Origin of the sequence: Zooshikella sp. RANM57 (assembly GCF_050749885.1) — a bacterium.
In the GTDB taxonomy this organism is placed as follows: Bacteria; Pseudomonadota; Gammaproteobacteria; order Pseudomonadales; family Zooshikellaceae; genus Zooshikella.
The window spans coordinates 71926-89824 of sequence record NZ_JBOIUB010000011.1; the positions used below are offsets into that span (position 1 = coordinate 71926).

At 38.0% G+C, this 17899-nt stretch carries 15 protein-coding genes and 1 riboswitch; of the genes, 10 read left to right on the plus strand and 5 right to left on the minus strand.

Annotated features, from left to right (window positions below; translation table 11 throughout):
* Window positions 1-583: 583 nt before the first annotated feature.
* Together ACQ96U_RS20345 and ACQ96U_RS20350 are read right to left on the minus strand one after the other, a co-directional pair.
* The gene (locus ACQ96U_RS20345) at window positions 584-1174 is read right to left on the minus strand and encodes an SIS domain-containing protein (protein ID WP_431723104.1); all 591 of its coding nucleotides are present in this window, start codon (window positions 1172-1174) and stop codon (window positions 584-586) included.
* Window positions 1175-2169: 995 nt separating this feature from the next.
* Window positions 2170-3183, minus strand: coding sequence for a zinc-binding dehydrogenase (locus ACQ96U_RS20350; protein ID WP_431723105.1), 1014 nt, complete (start codon window positions 3181-3183; stop codon window positions 2170-2172).
* 486 nt (window positions 3184-3669) lie between these two features.
* On the opposite strand from ACQ96U_RS20350, the gene ACQ96U_RS20355 reads away from it, so the two are divergent.
* The 3 genes from ACQ96U_RS20355 to ACQ96U_RS20365 all read left to right on the plus strand — a co-directional run bounded on the left by ACQ96U_RS20355 (window position 3670) and on the right by ACQ96U_RS20365 (window position 5726).
* The gene (locus ACQ96U_RS20355; protein WP_431723106.1) at window positions 3670-4158 is read left to right on the plus strand and encodes a hypothetical protein; all 489 of its coding nucleotides are present in this window, start codon (window positions 3670-3672) and stop codon (window positions 4156-4158) included.
* A gap of 172 nt (window positions 4159-4330) precedes the next feature.
* Window positions 4331-4777 (plus strand): hypothetical protein, encoded by a 447-nt coding sequence (locus ACQ96U_RS20360; protein ID WP_431723107.1) that lies wholly within the window; start codon window positions 4331-4333, stop codon window positions 4775-4777.
* A 109-nt stretch (window positions 4778-4886) separates the two neighbouring features.
* Window positions 4887-5726: a 23S rRNA (adenine(2030)-N(6))-methyltransferase RlmJ gene (locus tag ACQ96U_RS20365; protein ID WP_431723108.1), complete on the plus strand. Its 840-nt coding sequence runs from the start codon at window positions 4887-4889 to the stop codon at window positions 5724-5726.
* 13 nt (window positions 5727-5739) lie between these two features.
* Here the strand turns inward: ACQ96U_RS20365 and ACQ96U_RS20370 are convergent, their stop codons facing one another.
* Complete coding sequence (locus ACQ96U_RS20370) at window positions 5740-8943, minus strand: hypothetical protein (protein WP_431723109.1); 3204 nt, start codon at window positions 8941-8943, stop codon at window positions 5740-5742.
* A gap of 469 nt (window positions 8944-9412) precedes the next feature.
* On the opposite strand from ACQ96U_RS20370, the gene ACQ96U_RS20375 reads away from it, so the two are divergent.
* From ACQ96U_RS20375 to ribB, 6 genes are all read left to right on the plus strand, one after another.
* Window positions 9413-10282, plus strand: coding sequence for a nuclease-related domain-containing protein (locus ACQ96U_RS20375; RefSeq protein WP_431723110.1), 870 nt, complete (start codon window positions 9413-9415; stop codon window positions 10280-10282).
* Window positions 10283-10453: 171 nt separating this feature from the next.
* Window positions 10454-10756: a PepSY domain-containing protein gene (locus tag ACQ96U_RS20380; RefSeq protein ID WP_431723111.1), complete on the plus strand. Its 303-nt coding sequence runs from the start codon at window positions 10454-10456 to the stop codon at window positions 10754-10756.
* A gap of 185 nt (window positions 10757-10941) precedes the next feature.
* Complete coding sequence (locus ACQ96U_RS20385) at window positions 10942-11259, plus strand: PepSY domain-containing protein (protein ID WP_431723112.1); 318 nt, start codon at window positions 10942-10944, stop codon at window positions 11257-11259.
* Window positions 11260-11261: 2 nt separating this feature from the next.
* A complete protein-coding gene (locus tag ACQ96U_RS20390; RefSeq protein WP_431723113.1) occupies window positions 11262-11927 on the plus strand; it encodes a response regulator transcription factor in 666 nt (221 codons plus the stop codon).
* Window positions 11924-13261, plus strand: coding sequence for an ATP-binding protein (locus tag ACQ96U_RS20395; RefSeq protein WP_431723114.1), 1338 nt, complete (start codon window positions 11924-11926; stop codon window positions 13259-13261). The genes ACQ96U_RS20390 and ACQ96U_RS20395 overlap by 4 nt, the downstream gene beginning before the upstream one ends.
* A 72-nt stretch (window positions 13262-13333) precedes the next feature.
* Window positions 13334-13536: riboswitch (FMN riboswitch) on the plus strand.
* A gap of 252 nt (window positions 13537-13788) precedes the next feature.
* Complete coding sequence (gene ribB / locus ACQ96U_RS20400) at window positions 13789-14445, plus strand: 3,4-dihydroxy-2-butanone-4-phosphate synthase (protein ID WP_431723115.1); 657 nt, start codon at window positions 13789-13791, stop codon at window positions 14443-14445.
* A 526-nt stretch (window positions 14446-14971) separates the two neighbouring features.
* On the opposite strand, the gene ACQ96U_RS20405 is transcribed toward ribB, so the two are convergent.
* Window positions 14972-15544, minus strand: a complete 573-nt coding sequence (locus tag ACQ96U_RS20405; RefSeq protein WP_431723116.1) for a hypothetical protein — start codon at window positions 15542-15544, stop codon at window positions 14972-14974.
* Between the two features lie 210 nt (window positions 15545-15754).
* Here ACQ96U_RS20405 and ACQ96U_RS20410 point away from each other — a divergent pair, with 210 nt between their 5' ends.
* Complete coding sequence (locus tag ACQ96U_RS20410) at window positions 15755-16657, plus strand: DUF1194 domain-containing protein (protein ID WP_431723117.1); 903 nt, start codon at window positions 15755-15757, stop codon at window positions 16655-16657.
* A gap of 87 nt (window positions 16658-16744) precedes the next feature.
* On the opposite strand, the gene hemE is transcribed toward ACQ96U_RS20410, so the two are convergent.
* A complete protein-coding gene (hemE, locus tag ACQ96U_RS20415; RefSeq protein ID WP_431723118.1) occupies window positions 16745-17815 on the minus strand; it encodes a uroporphyrinogen decarboxylase in 1071 nt (356 codons plus the stop codon).
* Between the last annotated feature and the right edge of the window lie 84 nt (window positions 17816-17899).

Consider the following 17899-nt stretch of genomic DNA (forward strand, 5'->3'; position numbering starts at 1 on the left):
AATCATAAAAATCGTTGCTCGAATGAACTGATTGTTTCCACACATAGCAATACCATTTAGTCAAAAAAGTACTGCCATAGCATAAAAAAAACACTCCTGGTTGCCGTGATACTTTTCTGGTTTCGTCAAAAACAGTTCATTAAATTGTAACTCTATGAAACACAACGACTAGCAGTATATTATTTATTCTCAAGAAAAATGTGGATGGAAACGCACAAGGAGGGAGGTGATTGGAAAAACGTAGCACTTTACGTTCAAAATATTAAGCTTCACTAATAATAAGGCATAGGCACAATACACCATACGCTTAAGTACTTTACACTACAATTGCAGATTAGGTCTCAATAACAAACCTATTCAGCACATCATTACCAACCTTAACTACATTGAAAATCTTTACAAAAGCTCAGCATAGAGATAATTGCTTTCGCAAAATTCCACCTATCTCGACTCAACAACGGAGTAAAAAGCACTATAAAATGGTCATGCAGCCAATAGAGCAATTGGCTGCATTTTCATCACAACTGACATTATGATTAATAGTCTATCAGGCTTCAGTCATCACTGGATGAATTCAAACTCGTTACTCTTGATAAAGGTGAGGGAATAACCGACGCTCAATCAACTCCATGAAAATATGAATAACTTTGATATGTAACTCTTGTACTCGATCAGCAAAGCGTCCGCCAGGTGTACAGATATCAAAATCAGCCAAATTCCCCAATGTTGAGTCAGGACGCCCAGTTAACGCAATAATTTTAACTTGCTTCTGTTTAGCTACTTCAGCCGCAGCAACAATATTTTTACTGGTCCCACTGGTGCTAATGGCTAATAAAATATCACCTGGACGCATATGGCTTTGTACATATCGAGCAAAAATATGCTCATAGCCAAAGTCATTTGATACACAACTTATGTGGCTTGGATCACTTATTGCCGAAGCAGCTAGCCCTGGTCTATCCAAGCGGTAGCGACCAGATAACTCCTCAGCAAAGTGCATTGCATCACACATTGAACCGCCATTACCACAGCTATAGATATGACCACCTTGGTTAAGCGCCTCAGCAATAGCATCTCCCGCATTAGCAATTGTATTTTGCATCTCTGTATTATTTAGCAATTGCGCTAATGCTGACTCTGCCTCTTGCAATGCAGCTAAAACATGTTGTTGCATAATGAATTGCCCTCGTAATGACAGCACAATAGTTAACTTCAGTTTGGCATGAAAATCATTCGGTCTATTTTACCAAAGACTATATTAGCTCGAATAGGCAAGAGCTTATCTTGTCAAACATAGGAGCACAATGCCTTTACACACTATGTTAAAAATAATTAACCTGTTTTTATATACCCTTCATGAAGGGTATGCCCTAACAAGTTTGAATGGTTTTAACAGAATATGTTAGTGAAATAAATTCCTTAATTATCTGCCTATCTTGGAAATACACCTAGAGCTGTTCTAGATACAATACATTAACAGCATCCATTACGGTATATATAGAAAAAACAAGCAGTAAACGAGTGTTGAAAGACTGTTCTCAAGCCTTCATATCGCGTATAGCACTGAGCTTCAGGAGGGAGTAATAATAAAAGAAAGCCAGGTTCACTATCTGTAAACCTGACACACTCTAAGCTTAGTATAGTTATCTGTGACTTTTTATTATCTTGTGCAAGACTGATATAGTCCAATAACGTTTTCAATTAATATAGCAGAGCTAAATGCTTGCTGCTTGAGTATTCTACACGTTTAAAGGTAAATTGAAAACCAAAAATAAAAGCCCGGTAGTTAACCGGGCAAAAAATCAGTCCATCAGAAATTATTTTTGTTTAAGCAGTAGTTATGCGCTTCAAATAATATCGCTTTATAAAAATAAATCAATCAAAAAAAAGCAAATAAAGTGATTTTTATCAAGATTCAACCAACTAATACATTGATAAAACAAAGGAATTTAATTTACTAACTTAAGCTATAATATTCACTAACTTAATGTAATTAATTCTTTAAGTAGCTTGTAAAATTATCAAACCTTAATGATACAAATTATTAATATTAAATGTACAAATGTTAATCTTCTCCAAAACATCAAAATAAATTTGCTTTCTTAAGCTATTCAGTTAGTGAATGATTTTCACCAGTACTTACCAAACTTATTAAAGCTACCGATACCTCTAAACCATTAAAACAACTTTACCTATAGATTGTCCTGAACGCAGATAATCAAGAGCCTCTATCGCTTGCGAAAAGGAATATGATCGACCAACAAAAGGTTTGGGTAAATGCAGTTGCTGGACTGCTTTATAACCCTCATTCAACAACGTCTGTTGGTCCCACAACCAAATCAGATTAAAAGCATGAATTGAGATATTGTTTGACATCATAGCTAATGGGTCATAGCGAGGTCGCACCAAAAATTGCCACACTATGCGCAACCAATTTAACTTTTGTCCCACGGGTGTAAAATTTGCCGCACCAAATACTACGAGTTTACCCTGAGGATTTAAAAACCTGTAAGCGGCTTGCTGAATCTTGCCACCAATCGCATCTAAAACTACATCCACGCCTTTTTCAGGGAGTGACTGTAACTGTTTTGCATAAGCACCCTTATTTCTGATGAGTGCGCTAAACCCCTGCTTTTCCAAAAACTGTTTTTTGGTCGCAGTTCCCACAACACCATAAGCTTTTCCGCCTAACGCTTTAACCAACTGCATTGCTCTTAAACCTACACCTCCCGCAGCGCTATGGATAAGAACCGTCTGTGCTGATTGCACGTTAGCCAGTTTACATAGCCCATACCAAGCAGTCAGTGTCTGAACTAACCATGCAGCACCTTCATTCCAATGCCACTTATCTGGCAAAGGCCAGATATAGTTTGCTGTGCAATCAATCAATGAGCTATAGCCACCAAATCGTGTGACAGCAATTACCGCTTGGCCTATGCGATAGTTGCTTACTGCTTTGCCTGTTGCTACAACGATTCCACTAACTTCTAATCCTGGTGTAAATCGTCCTTTAGGTGTGGCGGAGTACAAGCCAAAAACTGAAAAGATGTCCGCATAATTCAAACCAATTGCTTTTACTTTTATACGTACATGATTATCAGCAAGCGGACTCATTATTTGTTGCACTAACTCCATTCTATTTAACGAACCCGTTTTTTTTACTTGCCATACCTGACGTTCCATCGTCTTACTCCTTAAGTTTTCAACAAGACTTTTCAACACATTTTTCATTTAAAGTTTTTTATAGGAATTCATCTATTTTCATTAACTAAAATCATCCAATTAATAAAGTATCAGCAAAACTAAAGAACAAAAATAACCCAGTTAAAATCAGCGCTAATAACGAATCAACTAGCTTAGTTTTATCAATAAAACTATCATATTTAATTAATATGATTAGTAATAAACACTCTAATAAAAATGATTTATATAGAAAGCACATATAAATTTGAAAAATATTACTAAGAAGCATGAGTTATTTTCACAATAAAGATGCTTCGTCTACACTGGTAATGAGTAAAGGAATTAATTACTTAACTTTACTCACAATGAAAGGTATATCAGCTTACATAACAGGAAAGTGATGGTTGTTATATTATGATGCCAATACAGGGAATGTGACCCGACAGCCTAAAAGTGCACTTCACCAGCAACGGAGAGGGTTCAGCAATGTTTCAGCTTAAATTCATCTCATTAGTGCTGTTCATCATTGGTTTCATATCATTACAAAACTACTATCAGGTAAACTCGGTCTTCACGACAGGTGAACATATCTATGGTCAAGTCAATAAGTTATATACTGATCACTTAAACCAACCTTGTTACTACAACTGTAACAACCAAACAGAACAATCTCACACTCGTTATTGGGTTCAATATCAATACAATGTTAATGGCAAACGCTACATTAGAGATACACAACTCGCTTACCTCCCTTACCAACAAATCGTTGAAGGTGACTACCTCGATGTTATCTTTGATAAATATCATCCCACCAACAGCTACCTGAATGAAGAACTGCTTGTATCTTCCTTATCTTATCAAAGGTCATTAGGGTTCTTTCTCATCTCCCCACTAATCTTCATACTTTTGTTTGAACTCTTTCAGGGTTGGCTCAAAATACATCGCTATCACCACAGGCCACATATGACTGCATAATTTCCTTAACAGCCAAACTAAACTGATCGTTTTTCCTCCCAAGATTGAGGGATGGAGAGTGAGAAGTCTTACACAAACCATTAACACAATTTATTTGATAGATAAACTATCCTCTATATATGTAGTCACAGCTATCTGACTTGCTGTGATCGCAATTGAGGTAATAGATAGAATGAGTATTGTCAAACATACAGTAGCGCTATTGATTTGTCTTGCTTGGTCAATGAATGTCCTTGCTCAAACACCACTTACCTTTAAGTTTGGCGATGAAACAGTACAAATTACGCAAACTGATGTTCAAGATGCTTCTCTAAGAATGGGTTTAAAAAAACAACTCTTTTTAAACCTAACCCTAAAAAAGCAAGCTAATCAAAACATGACAAAGACAGCCTCTGAGCAAGCAGGTAAAAAGCTAACAATACTTTTCGGTAAACGAACCCTCGCCAAAGATATACTTATTCCTGAGTCCATAGATGACTTTAATGATATGCAAATAGCATTACCTAATAATAAGAATTTGGCCTATAAAATACTCGAAGCATTTTCCCAAATTACACCACCACCCTCACCTGAAACAACCAGTAAAGAAAAAGCAAAACAATCGTCCGACAACAAGTAAACTCGTGCTCTTTGTTTTGCCCTGGACACAATAGTTATACGACACCCTCAAAACTCAATGGTAAAGCGTATATAATAACCTTCATCATTGACTTACGTAGGGCTTTATAGTGCTTAGCTATCGTCACGCATTTCATGCAGGAAACTTTGCCGATGTTTTAAAACACTCGGTATTATGTCTTTGTTTGGAACACTTAATCAAAAAAGAAAAACCCTATTTCTACCTAGATACTCACTCAGGTGCTGGAAGTTACTCTCTAACACAAGCTAAAGCTCAACAAAATCAAGAGTTCCTTAATGGTATCAGCCAACTTTGGCCGCTCACAACCACCCCTTCTGAACTACAGCCTTATCTAAATACTATCCATACAATTAACCCCAAAAAAAAGTTAAGCACATACCCAGGTTCTCCGCTAATAGTACAACATTACTTACGTGATCATGACTATATGCGGCTATATGAACTTCATCCTAAAGATCACGAAAAACTCAAAACCTTATTTAAAAAAGTACAACAGGCTCGTATTGAGCAAAGCGATGGCTTTGCCGCATTAAAAAGTGCACTACCACCACACATAAAAAGAGGCATTGTTTTAATTGATCCATCCTATGAAATAAAAACAGAGTATCAAACCGCTATTAAGCAGCTCATTGAAGGCTATAAACGATTCAATACTGGTATTTTTTTATTGTGGTATCCTGTCGTACAGCGTAGTCGAATCACTAAAATGGAGCAGCAGCTAAGAGATAGTAAAATCCGCAATATTCTGCAAATTGAACACTGTATTACCCCTGACACTTCAGAACATGGTATGACCGGAAGTGGACTTTTTATTATTAATCCGCCATGGCAACTTCATACACAACTGACAACACTGCTCCCTTTCTTACAAGAAAAGCTAAGCCCTCAATATAACCGAACTGTATGTCGCCACTTAGTTCCTGAATAATGTCGAAAGTCATTTAGGCCGTCTGTATGGCATCATCAGCATATTCATCTAATACTTCATCGTAGAACGCGGGAGGTAACTTTCGTAAAGTTAAGTGTTGCTGCAACATACTGAGTCGGCTATTTTTGTCTCCTAAATGGTGAGGCCCGAAAAAATAAACCGCTTGGGTTATTTGAGACACTAACGAAAGTAGAAAATTAGGATACTCCTGTAACCAGTCTTCAAATAGTCCATTAATAGGAATCAGAGTTATAAGAAACTCTGCTTTACATTGATGGACATTATGTAAACTACAAATATATTGGTTGGCCCATTTTTCTAACATTTCTCGTGAAGTATTTACTGCTTGATCAGGTAGCCATTGACGCCAAATCAAAGGATCAGTAACCACTTTTTTCAGCATCTGAATCTCATTTTGTCCCTGACAAACAATACACATATCAGGTAACTGCTGCTCTTCTATATAATGAGCCATAACAAACTGTAAAACGAGCTTCTGTTGTAACGCAAAATACCGCCCTTCATCAAAGTCATCATCCAGGTGAATCCACATACTTTTTCCAAAAGGCTTAACTTTTTCTATGGTATAGATATGCTGTAACTTAAACCAGGGAGGTAGACTTTCTTGCCAAAAGTTTCCTAGCGCTTCTAAAAAATACCCAACACGCTGTAAAGGCATACTTAAGCATAATTCATCATTATTACCTGCCGGCATAACATGTTTAGTATCTTTAGAATGGCGATTCGCGACACTATAAGCACTTACGTTTAATGGTGACCAACTTGAATAATCCGCACCTATCGTATTCAAACCGATCAAATGATGTAACTCAGCCGGTATGGCATGCATTTGTGTGGACTCTAGTGGATTACCGACTAAGACTGTACTTCTAGAACACCATATTGCGGATGCTGCAATTGATGGAGAAAGTGATTCACCATGACTTACCAATAACCAATCTATCTCTCCACGCTTAAAATGTGGTAATAATCTATCAACATTGTCTTGCGGCGTAACCAAAACAGGATTTATAACGCCTAATAACTGCCACGCCACGGTAAAAATTTCGGTTTCAATTTCTCCAGCAAAACCAGTTTTTATTGCTTGTATAAGTGAAATATTATTGGCAACTAACTCCAGCTCAACAAGTTCATTAGCCCAAGCAACGTACACTTGTAATGCTGTCAAATAAAGTTCAGTCTGATTCGTATTATACTGTTGGAGTAGCTTGTCTTGTATCGTAATAGGCTGAGGTAAGCCATCCTGGTTATATTCCAACTCATGCCCCGTTAGATCAGCCAAAAGCGCCACGTAATCCTCTTTAAGCTGCTTTTTATACTGCTCACGTGCTTCCAGTTTAATGCTCACTTTCGACATTTCTGGCGCAAGTGCTTCATAACGTAACTGAACAAGGCGTTTTTGCTTTTCTAGCGCTACTATTTGTTTTTCGCTATGAGCCAATTGCTGATGTAACTCATCTTGCTGATGACGATATTCCTTCCAGGCTTTAGGGTTATAAATTCGTGATAAATAACTAGGAGCCTGTTGCTCATTACTAATCAGCTCTTTCTTCAACCAATGTATGTAAGTAATATTTTCTTCTAATGCTTGATCTAGCTGTTGAAGCGTTTTTAAAACAGATTGATACTGTGCTTGCTTTTCGTTTAAGGAACCATTCTCTGCTTGTGGCGATGCAGATTCATTCTCTATTTTTTCATACAACTTAAATAACTTCTTTATGTTGTGGCTAAATGCCTGACATTCGCTATTTTTTTGTAAAAAATTAATTTTAGCCGCTTTAAAGCAATCCACCGACTCAATGTTATATCCAAGCTCTGCTGCACCTGCTAACAGTTCAGATGCAGAAATACCCGCAACACCAAAGAATTCTTCTAATTCACCTAATAAATTTACTCTGGTTAGTTTTCCAGGTATTAACTGTTTTAACCAGTGTAACTTGGTATCGAGTGAGCTATGCTCATTCGTAGTCGCAAGTACATCATTACTAAGAATACGCTTATCAAAGCCAGCTATAGAAAATGCTTGACCATTAAGCATAACCTGTCTTGAATGGGTAATCGTATTTCGAGTATGAGCAAATTCGCTAAGCACTTTTGCTCTTCGAACCACTATCTCAGCAACCATGTCCTGCCATAAAACATCATGATCAGTATTTAGCACTGAGCTAATACAATATAAATTCTCTTTCGGCTTGCCAACCAGGATTTTTTCTAGTATTGGCTGTAAAGTTGGATCATCAACATAGGTATTTTTTCTTAGTCCCCTTGCACGACAAGGCATAATTTCACTCAGCACATCAGGATGCTGTTTACTCCCAGATTTATCATCTAACAGGACTGAGCTTAAAGGCCCAGTTCTAGTCTGACCAAAGTAATCCAAAAGCGGCTGATGGTTATAACGCTTGCTAACCTGATTAAATAGATTGGTTAAATTAGCCAGTTGAGGATGGTAGGCAACTGAAAACCGCTTACTAGAGGAAGAAAAAGAACATTCACTACTCAGCGTTGATAACTGTACTTGAGGGATTAAATAAGCTACATGCTTACCTGTAGGGGCTACTCCAGCCCACTGTTGTAAAAGCCTCACCAAACTCAACAAACGTGCACTGTCTAAGGCCATCGCCCCGAGTTGATCATACCATGTTGATAATTCATCCAGGACAAATTGGTTAGCTTTTTCAAAAGCCTCCCAATGAAACTCATTGACTAAAATAGAACGTAATTGACCACAGGCCCAAGGCTGTGTACTTACCTGAAGAGTTGGGGACATTAATTGACCATCCCCTGTTAATTGACAGCTAGCATAATAGTTTATGCCATCAAACATACCACGTTCACGGCGAATGAATCGGTCTAAAGCTGTATCTGAGCATGAAAATACTTCAGAAACCTTATTAAATAGGTAGCTTTTTTCATAAGGCAATAAAATTAGAGTATAACCGCATGGTGATTGCTTATGGATATTTTCTTTTACTAGCCAGGGGAGCTTATGATTTGAGCTTAACAGCATATCGAGTGTAATAGCTTGAAGTGACTCATTCTGTAGGAATGCTTGATCAAGCTCAAACCCAGAAAAAAGACCTAGTTTGCGCCAGTAATTAATAATAGACAAAACATGATCACGACTATTTTCACTGGCGCAATCTGTATAACAACCAACATCAGCACCTTGTAACCAGGGGACTATTTGTGCCATTTAACGCAACCTACACCGTCACTACTTAACAATACTTGCTCTTACAGTTCACCTTTCACATTGAGAATATGCTTTGACATATCCTGTTAATATGATTTTTACCCTTCACCAAAAAAGCTTTCGCTTTTAGCGGTATGAAGAGAAATCACTCAATCATATAATAAAGGCTGTACAAACTACTTAATAAGTACAATATAAATCAAAACGGGTACAAGACTAAAGTTGTATTCCTTTTGACCAGTAAAACTGCTAACTAAATCAATTATAAAAACAGTTACCTGCATACACCGTATGTCTTAATCAATATTACCTATACTGATGGCCAATTCTTAACGCCATGGACTATAGCCCTATCAAAATAATCTACAAGGCGTATAATTTTATTCCGTGAAGAGTCAGATAAAAAGGGCTGATAAATTCCTCACACTCAAAGTACACAGGTAAGCTTAGTTAAGAAAGTGGCAGTACCATGATTATCAAAATAGCAGACAATATCCATGAACATATACAGCAGCTAGAGTATTTAAGCAGTCTTGATCTTGCTAGCAGCCAATTGAAACAAGTACATTTATGGTTAAAATCGCTAAAACATGACGCCCAGGTAGAACAAAATAGTGCCTATTTCATTGATCATCACTTTGGCGATAGGAGCGATTGGGCAATTATCCACCAACTTCGCCTTTGGCAAGGAAGCTACCTTATACAGCCAAGCCATCTACTCATTAATACCCATTTACAATGTTTTTTTTTCAAATCCAAAAGTTTTCATCCTGGGTTGACCATTACCAGTGATGGTACTTTTCAAGTAGTATCACCTAAGGGCTATAGAATCATTGAGTCTCCACTAGCTCAAAACGAAAAACAAAAAGTTGCTCTTAGCACGTTTATCTCGAATAAGGGGATTCAAGCTCGAAAGTTGTTCAAGCCATTAAACCCTATGTTTATTGATAGTGTACTTGTACCTTCAAGCTCATTTATTCGGCGTCCTCAGCGCTCCTCACTTAACGTTAACCACATAATACATGCTGATCAGGTAGCAGAATTTATTGATGCCCAGCAAGCATCTCTGCCAACAACAAAGGCTAAAGTCAGTAGTAAAAAACTTAAGCAGTTTGCTGAAACGCTAGCGTCCTACCACTCCCCCATACAAGCAGACTACTTTCAACGACTTGGTATCACTCAAAGAGAAGAGGTAAAAAAGAAGCCAGAAAGCCAATACCAATGTGCAAAGTGTAATATAGGCATTAGTGAAACAGTTGCACGCTTTTGTTTAAAACATGTCAAACGCTTTAAAGGAAAAAAATATTGCTATAGTTGTCAGCAGTTTTATAGCACTTAAACTGTCGACTATAATTATGCACAGCCAAGCATGCCACCTCAAAGAAGAGTATGTACTGACAATAAAAGAAAAGGCAGCAACCTTAATTAAACCTTAAAAGCTGAATTCAGCTTTAATTAAGCTAGCCCAGATATACTAAACCCCATCAATTACCCACGATGGAGTTTAACCATGAAAACAACCCTACTTACCACTTTAGTCACAGTACTTGCCTGTAGCAACGTAATGGCTGATGATGATATAAGCCCAGCACAAGCTAAGCAGCTTGAAGAGCAGGGCATCATCAAACCACTGTCAGTGTTACAAGCTCAAGCCCTAAAAACCAAGCCTGGAAATATCATCCGTTCAGAGTTAGAGAAAGATCATGAACGTTACGAATATGAGTTTACAATTATTGATGCACAAAAAGCATACTGGGAACTTGAAGTGAATGCTCAGACTGGTCAGGTCACTAAAATGGAACTTGATGATTAGTCACGCTTACTCAAAAACAACAAGCTTATTATGAGAAAGGCTTATTCAGCCTTTTCTCTGTTTATTATTTAATCAAAAATAACATCATTGCAGCGAAATCCATAACGCTATAACTAAACAATAGCACTCTCAATAACTATAATAATGAAGTGTGTACAATACACATGAGTCAGCATGGAGTTCAAATGAAGTTTATTACACAGGCAGCCAAACTCAGTTTATGCTTCACTTGCCTATGCTTGACAGCTCCCGCTCAAAGTGACGAGGACCTCTCACCAGAACAGGCCCGTGATTTACAAAAGCGTGGCATCATCTTACCTTTTAACCACCTTCTAGGCATAGCCCGCCAACACCATTCAGGAAAGTTACTTAATGCAGAACTGGAATACGATGATGGCTTTTATGAGTACGAATTTAAGATTCTAGATAAACAAGGCGTCATCTGGGAAATTGAAATTAATGCACAGACCGGTGAAGTCACTGAAGTAGAAGAGGATGACTAAGCATGCGTATTTTGTTGGTTGATGATCAACAAGCCTTATTGGAAAGCACAGCAAAATCACTACAACAAGCAGGCTTTGTTGTTGATACATGTGAAAATGGAGTCGATGCTTTACACCTCGGACAAGAAGAAGACTATGCTGCCATTATTTTAGACCTGGGATTACCGGATATCAGTGGCTTAACTATTCTTCGAGAATGGCGTAATAAAGGCAATAAAGTCCCTGTTATTATACTCACTGCACGAGGCGAGTGGTACGAGCGAGTAGAAGGATTAAAGGCGGGAGCGGATGATTACCTGCCAAAACCTTTTTATCAAGAAGAACTCCTAGCTCGATTAAATGCAGTGATTAGTCGCTACCATGGTCAAAACAGCTGCTCTCTACAACATGGCCTAATTACGCTTGATGAAGAAAAACAGCAGCTTATCTTTCAAGGTAAAACCTATAATTTAACCGCGATGGAATTCCGGCTGTTACGCTTCTTCATGCTAAATCCAAATAAAGTACTTAGTAAACAGCGACTCACTGAGCAACTTTACGCTTATGACGAAGATAAAGACAGTAATGTGCTTGAAGTATATATCGCCCATCTACGACGTAAGTTAGGAAAAGAAAGCATCGAAACCCGTCGTGGTCAAGGTTACATTTTTCGTGGAAACACTTCATGAAATCAATAAGCCGTACACTCACATGGGGATTAGCCGGCTCTGTTATCTTCTTAACGATTATTATTACGTTAATCACCTATTTAACATTAAACAACACCTATAAGACTTTTTTTAATAATCGGCTCAACAATGAAATTGAAACGTTGGTGTCTTCCCTGGATATACATCAACAAAAAATCATGCTCGATGAAGAAAAACTTAACCATTATTATTCCTATATTTATTCTGGACACTATTTTACTATCGTAAGTCACAGTCAACGGATACAATCACGTTCTCTCTGGGACTTTTCACTTTTTTCCCAACAAAATTTACCCGCCGGGAAACGGCTACGACAAGAAATAAGCGGCCCAGATGACCAACATCTTATTCTCTTAAGTCAGGGGTTTATCCAAAAAGACATAGAATTTACGGTTACGGTTGCAGAAGATGTAAGCGTATTAACTCAAAGTTTTCAGGTTTTAACACTTAGTTTAGTTGCAGGACTTATTGCAGTTTTAATTGTATTAATTTTATTACAGCAGTGGCTACTAAAAAAAAGCCTGAAGCCACTCGTATCTCTCGCAGCATCAATTCAAGCATTAAAAAGCGGTGAACTAACTACATTATCCACTCGTCAAACACCAAAGGAGTTAATGCCACTCGTTGAAACGATAAATCAACTACTGGAAAATACCGCAGAGTTATTACAACGTAGCCGTAATGCGACAGGTGATCTAGGACATTCACTAAAAACACCACTGGCCGTTATCCAGCAACTTGCTCAAACTGAGCTAAAAGACAATCCTATAAAATCCCAATTACTGAAACAAACTAATACTATTCGCGTCCTTACCGAGCAAACTCTGACGAAAGCGAGACTTGCAGGCGATATACTGCCTGGAGCACAATTTTATCCTCAACAAGATCTGATGGATTTAATACATAGCCTTGATACCATTTATCAACATAAAGGTGTTCGTATTGAATGGCAACCCCACCATTGGCCAGATCGTCTTAATATTAATCGAGAGGATGCATTAGAGTTATTCGGTAACTTACTGGATAATGCCTGTAAATGGGCTAAGAAAACAGTCCTTCTAAACATATCTGGACAAGATCATACCATCAGAATCACCATTCATGATGATGGTCCAGGTATTGATGATACTCAGCTACATACCATTATTAAACGTGGCAAACGACTCGATGAACAAGTAGAAGGACATGGCTTAGGTTTAAATATTGTCGAAAATATTGTTAAATACTATAAAGGCTCAATGGATTTTGAAGGGCACCATTCCACGCTCGGGGGACTCATGGTTTCTGTCAATTTACCTAAGTCTGTGTCATGATCATCTTTCAGTTTTAATATATTCAGAACTACTCAGTACCTTTCCCTACACATCATTTGTAGAGTATAATTCTCGTGTTCTCAGGGCGGGGTGAAATTCCCCACCGGCGGTGATTCCATGAATCAGCTCTATGACTTAATTCATGGAAAGCCCGCGAGCGCTTGGTTTATATATATTATTTAACGACAAATAGTTTGATAAGTATTGTACCAAGGTCAGCAGATTTGGTGAGATTCCAAAGCCGACGGTGATAGTCCGGATGGGAGAGAGTGGCGTATTGTATACCCAGTAACACACTTTTTTAGAGGCTAATATTGTATGACAAACAATTAAACCAGGAACACTTACTCAGCTTAATGTAAGTTGCTGGAATAAGGTTGTGTTGATCGTATATATGAAAATTATACTCTAGGTTTACTGTTTATTGGGTAATATCTCAGTAATACACTCATTCGTCGAGTGAACTGTTTTTGTATTAAAAGCATACGTCCTTGCCCTGATTCAGGTCTATTTATTGGAGTAAAACCATGAATCAGTCATTTGAAAATTCCTTAAACCATTCTATACAACGTGTTGAGCAAGCACTTTTCGCACTTCAACAAGGTCAAGGTGTTCTTGTCGTTGATGATAACGACCGTGAAAATGAAGCCGATCTAATATTTGCAGCAGAGTCATTAACAGAAACGCAAATGGCTATGCTGATTCGAGATTGCAGCGGTATTGTTTGCTTATGTCTTACTGAGAAGAAACTTAAAGCACTCAACTTGCCAATGATGGTAGAAAACAATACCAGTCACTATGGCACAGGTTTTACAATTACCATCGAAGCAGCTGAAGGTGTAACAACAGGTGTTTCTGCCGCAGACCGTGTACAAACCATCAAAACCGCTATTGCTGATAATGCGAAACCAAGTGATTTGAAACGCCCTGGTCATGTATTTCCACTAAGAGCCGAACCTGGTGGCGTTTTAAGTCGTCGAGGTCACACTGAAGGGGTTATAGACTTGATGTGTCTTGCAAAGCTAAAACCCGCAGGTGTCTTATGTGAGCTTATGAATGATGATGGCACCATGGCAAATCAGGATGATATCCTGCGTTACTCAAAAGCCTATAATCTTCCTATTGTCTCTATTGAAGATATTGTGAGATATCGACAAAACAACGTTATGCAAGAAGCGGTTTAATTTATAGTTATATATTAGAATCTATGCCGCAACAACATCAGTATAAAGGTATATATAAGAAGTTGATTGCGGCACAAATTAAAAAATAATAACGCTCTAAATCGTTGATAAGAACAACTTTCAAACACGAATTGATCAAGCTATTTCCATGATATTAAGTGTGGTCAAGGTATGTGGCCATCGCTCAGTATTGTTAGTCAGTGAAGGTTTAGGAATTTTTACTAAACTGCAAAAAAATAATTTTATTAGGGCCTGTTAACACTATGCTGCAGTTAGTAGCTTAAATATTATGGTGAAACTTTAGTTATTGCTGTATTTATATAAAAACCCGCATGAAAGGTAAATTAGACTTTAGTATATAGTGCGAATTTATAAAATAATGAAGAATACTAAAGAAAAATAACAACTAACTTATACTGTATTGCTTTATTGATTATTCGATAAAACACCTCTAAAAATGCACTTTTTTAGAGATATCATATCGATAAAAGCAAGAACTCAGTAGAATAGTTTACCCAAAAGCAGTTTATTGCGTACGTTCTAAGTGAACTGTTGTTGCAGGTGGAATTGAAGCTCTTACACTCACATCAGCCACATGGTAATTAGAAAGGTTCATACCATAAGCATTATGGAGTGAACGTAAAATATAAACAAGTAATGGTTTATCTTGATAGTTTTCTAATAGTTTATTGAGTTCTTCATCAGATAAACGTTTTACCTGTTTAAATTTTGCGGTAACAACAGGCACAACACTCAGGCTCACATAAAGATCGTTTACTTTGAATCCTGCATCCTCTATTACTTTCATATTATCATCGATAATACCAAGCACTTCTTTTGCTTTTTCCTCTTTAAACTCTCGGTACTCTCCCATTTTTTGCTTGGTATATTCAAGACCTTCTGATGCTTTCTTTTCTAAGTCACCAGACATATTCTCTGCGGAGCTTTTCATTGTTTGCCAAAAGCTACCTGATGTTTCTGCATCAGCATCTCCAGTTTGTGCCTCAACATTACTTTCTTGAGCAATAGCATACTCAATACTACAAAATAACAATATGGCCTGTAACAAAGTAGTTTTTTTATCAAATGAATACTTCATTATTTAGATCTCTTAAACACGCAATTAAAGCTAATTATCTTTACTGTATTTTAACTTAGCAATGCTCACCATAATACTGAATACAGTTGTTGTCTAAACAATTTACATATAATTATTTCACAAAAATGTAACCAAATGTTTTTTAAGGTTTTTTTACAGTGGGAATAATTCTTGCGGTAAAGCTGCTGTCATTTTTACCGAGGAAATACCATGCGATTTTTTAAATCAAGCATAATGGCAGCAGCCCTCTTACCTTTTACCTGGTTCAATTACGCTCATGCTGTTCCAGTGGATACTGAACTATCACTCGTTATTGATATATCAAGCAGTATTGATGCGAGTGAATTTATTTTACAACGGGACGGTTATGCGAATGCATTCCGTGATGCCAGTGTTCAAGCAGCAATTAGTTCTCTTACAAATGGTATTGCTGTTGCCGCATTTCCTTTTGCATTAACTGGTGTTCAAGCAACGCCTTGGTTTCACCTACAAAATGCAACAGATGCTGAAGCATTCGCCACGGCGATTGATGCAATTCCCGATGAAGATGTCGTTGGTACTAACATAGCCAGTGGTGTTGATGTTGCACTTGCATCGATGCTTGGTAATGATTTCGAAGGTACAAAACTGGTCATTGACGTTTCTACTGATGGTGTACAAAACGTATTTCGTCCTGGTTTACCATGTCCTATTAGTGATCCGCCCACAGCACTTGAGGTAGAAGCATGTTTAGCCGCTTTTGATGATGCTATTCATGGCGCGCGGGATGATGCCGCTGCAGCAGGTGCATTTATTAATGCATTGGCGATTTTTGATCCCGATTCAGCGGCTGAATATTTAGCTGAACTTGAAGCATTGTTAGGTGGATTACCTCCAGATTTTCCAACTACGTTAGAAGAATATCTCACCGAAGACCTAATTACTGGCCCTGATGCTTTTGTGTTATCCACTCAATTTGATGATAATTTTACAGACTTTGTTGTGAGTAAAATTCTGGCAGAAATTGCACCAGAAGAACCACCCACAGCTACACCAGAGCCTTCAACCCTGCTTATGCTATTGACTGCAATTGCAGGGCTGTTACTGCGTAACCAACGAAGGCAATTAACTTAAATGATGCAACAGATCATTCTCACATAACAGGAAAACAGTAAAGCGCTCGATGCAAGGAAGCATCGTAAAATAGAATTAAATTTTCTACTATTTACTTGAATGATATTTTTCTGATAACTCATGAACTGCGTCAACAAACACATTCACTTGATCAGGCTCTACAAACTGATGTATACCATGCCCCAAATTAAATACATGGCCAGAGCCACTACCATAATCGGCCAAAATAGACGCAACCTCCTGTTTAATTCTTTCTGGCTTAGCATAAAGCACACTCGGGTCCATATTACCTTGCAAAGCAACACGGTCACCAATTCGTTTCCTGGCCTGCCCAATATTGATTGTCCAATCTAAACCCACACAATCCGCACCGCTATTTGCAATTCGCTCTAACCAAAGACCACCATTTTTAGTAAACACAATTGCTGGCACTTGCCGACCATCATGTTCTTTAATTAATCCAGCAATGATCTTATTCATGTAGCCTAATGAAAACTCATCATACGCTGCATCGCTAAGCACACCACCCCAAGTATCAAATATCTGAACAGCTTGTGCACCCGCTAAAATTTGCGCATTTAAATAATCAATCACTGAGTTTGCCAGTTTATCCAATAATAGATGCATCACCTCTGGCTGTGTATACATCATTGCTTTGATATGGCGAAAATCTTTGGTACTCCCCCCTTCAACCATATATGTTGCTAAAGTCCAAGGACTACCAGAAAAACCAATGAGAGGAACACGTCCATTTAATGCCCTACGAATTGTTTTAACTGCATCAAGTACATACGACAAATCTGACTCAGTCTTAATTTCAGGCAAAGCCTCAACAGCAGCAGCTGTTTGTATGGGTTTTCTAAACTTTGGTCCTTCACCTTGCTCAAAGTAAAGCCCTAATCCCATTGCATCAGGAATCGTTAAAATATCTGAAAATAAAATCGCTGCATCGAGTGGGTAGCGTTCTAATGGTTGTAATGTCACTTCACATGCCAGCTCAGGATTTTGACAAAGCGCCATAAAGTCACCCGCCTGACTACGTGTCGCACGATACTCAGGTAAATAGCGTCCGGCTTGTCGCATTAACCACACAGGTGTGCGATCAACAGGCTCTTTTAACAACGCGCGAAGAAAGCGATCATTTTTCAGTTCAGCCATAGCTTTTATTACCTTGTATCACAGCTCATCTGTAAGATTCTGGCAGGCAAGTTTACACCAAAGCGATTGCCGAGACAGCAAGCA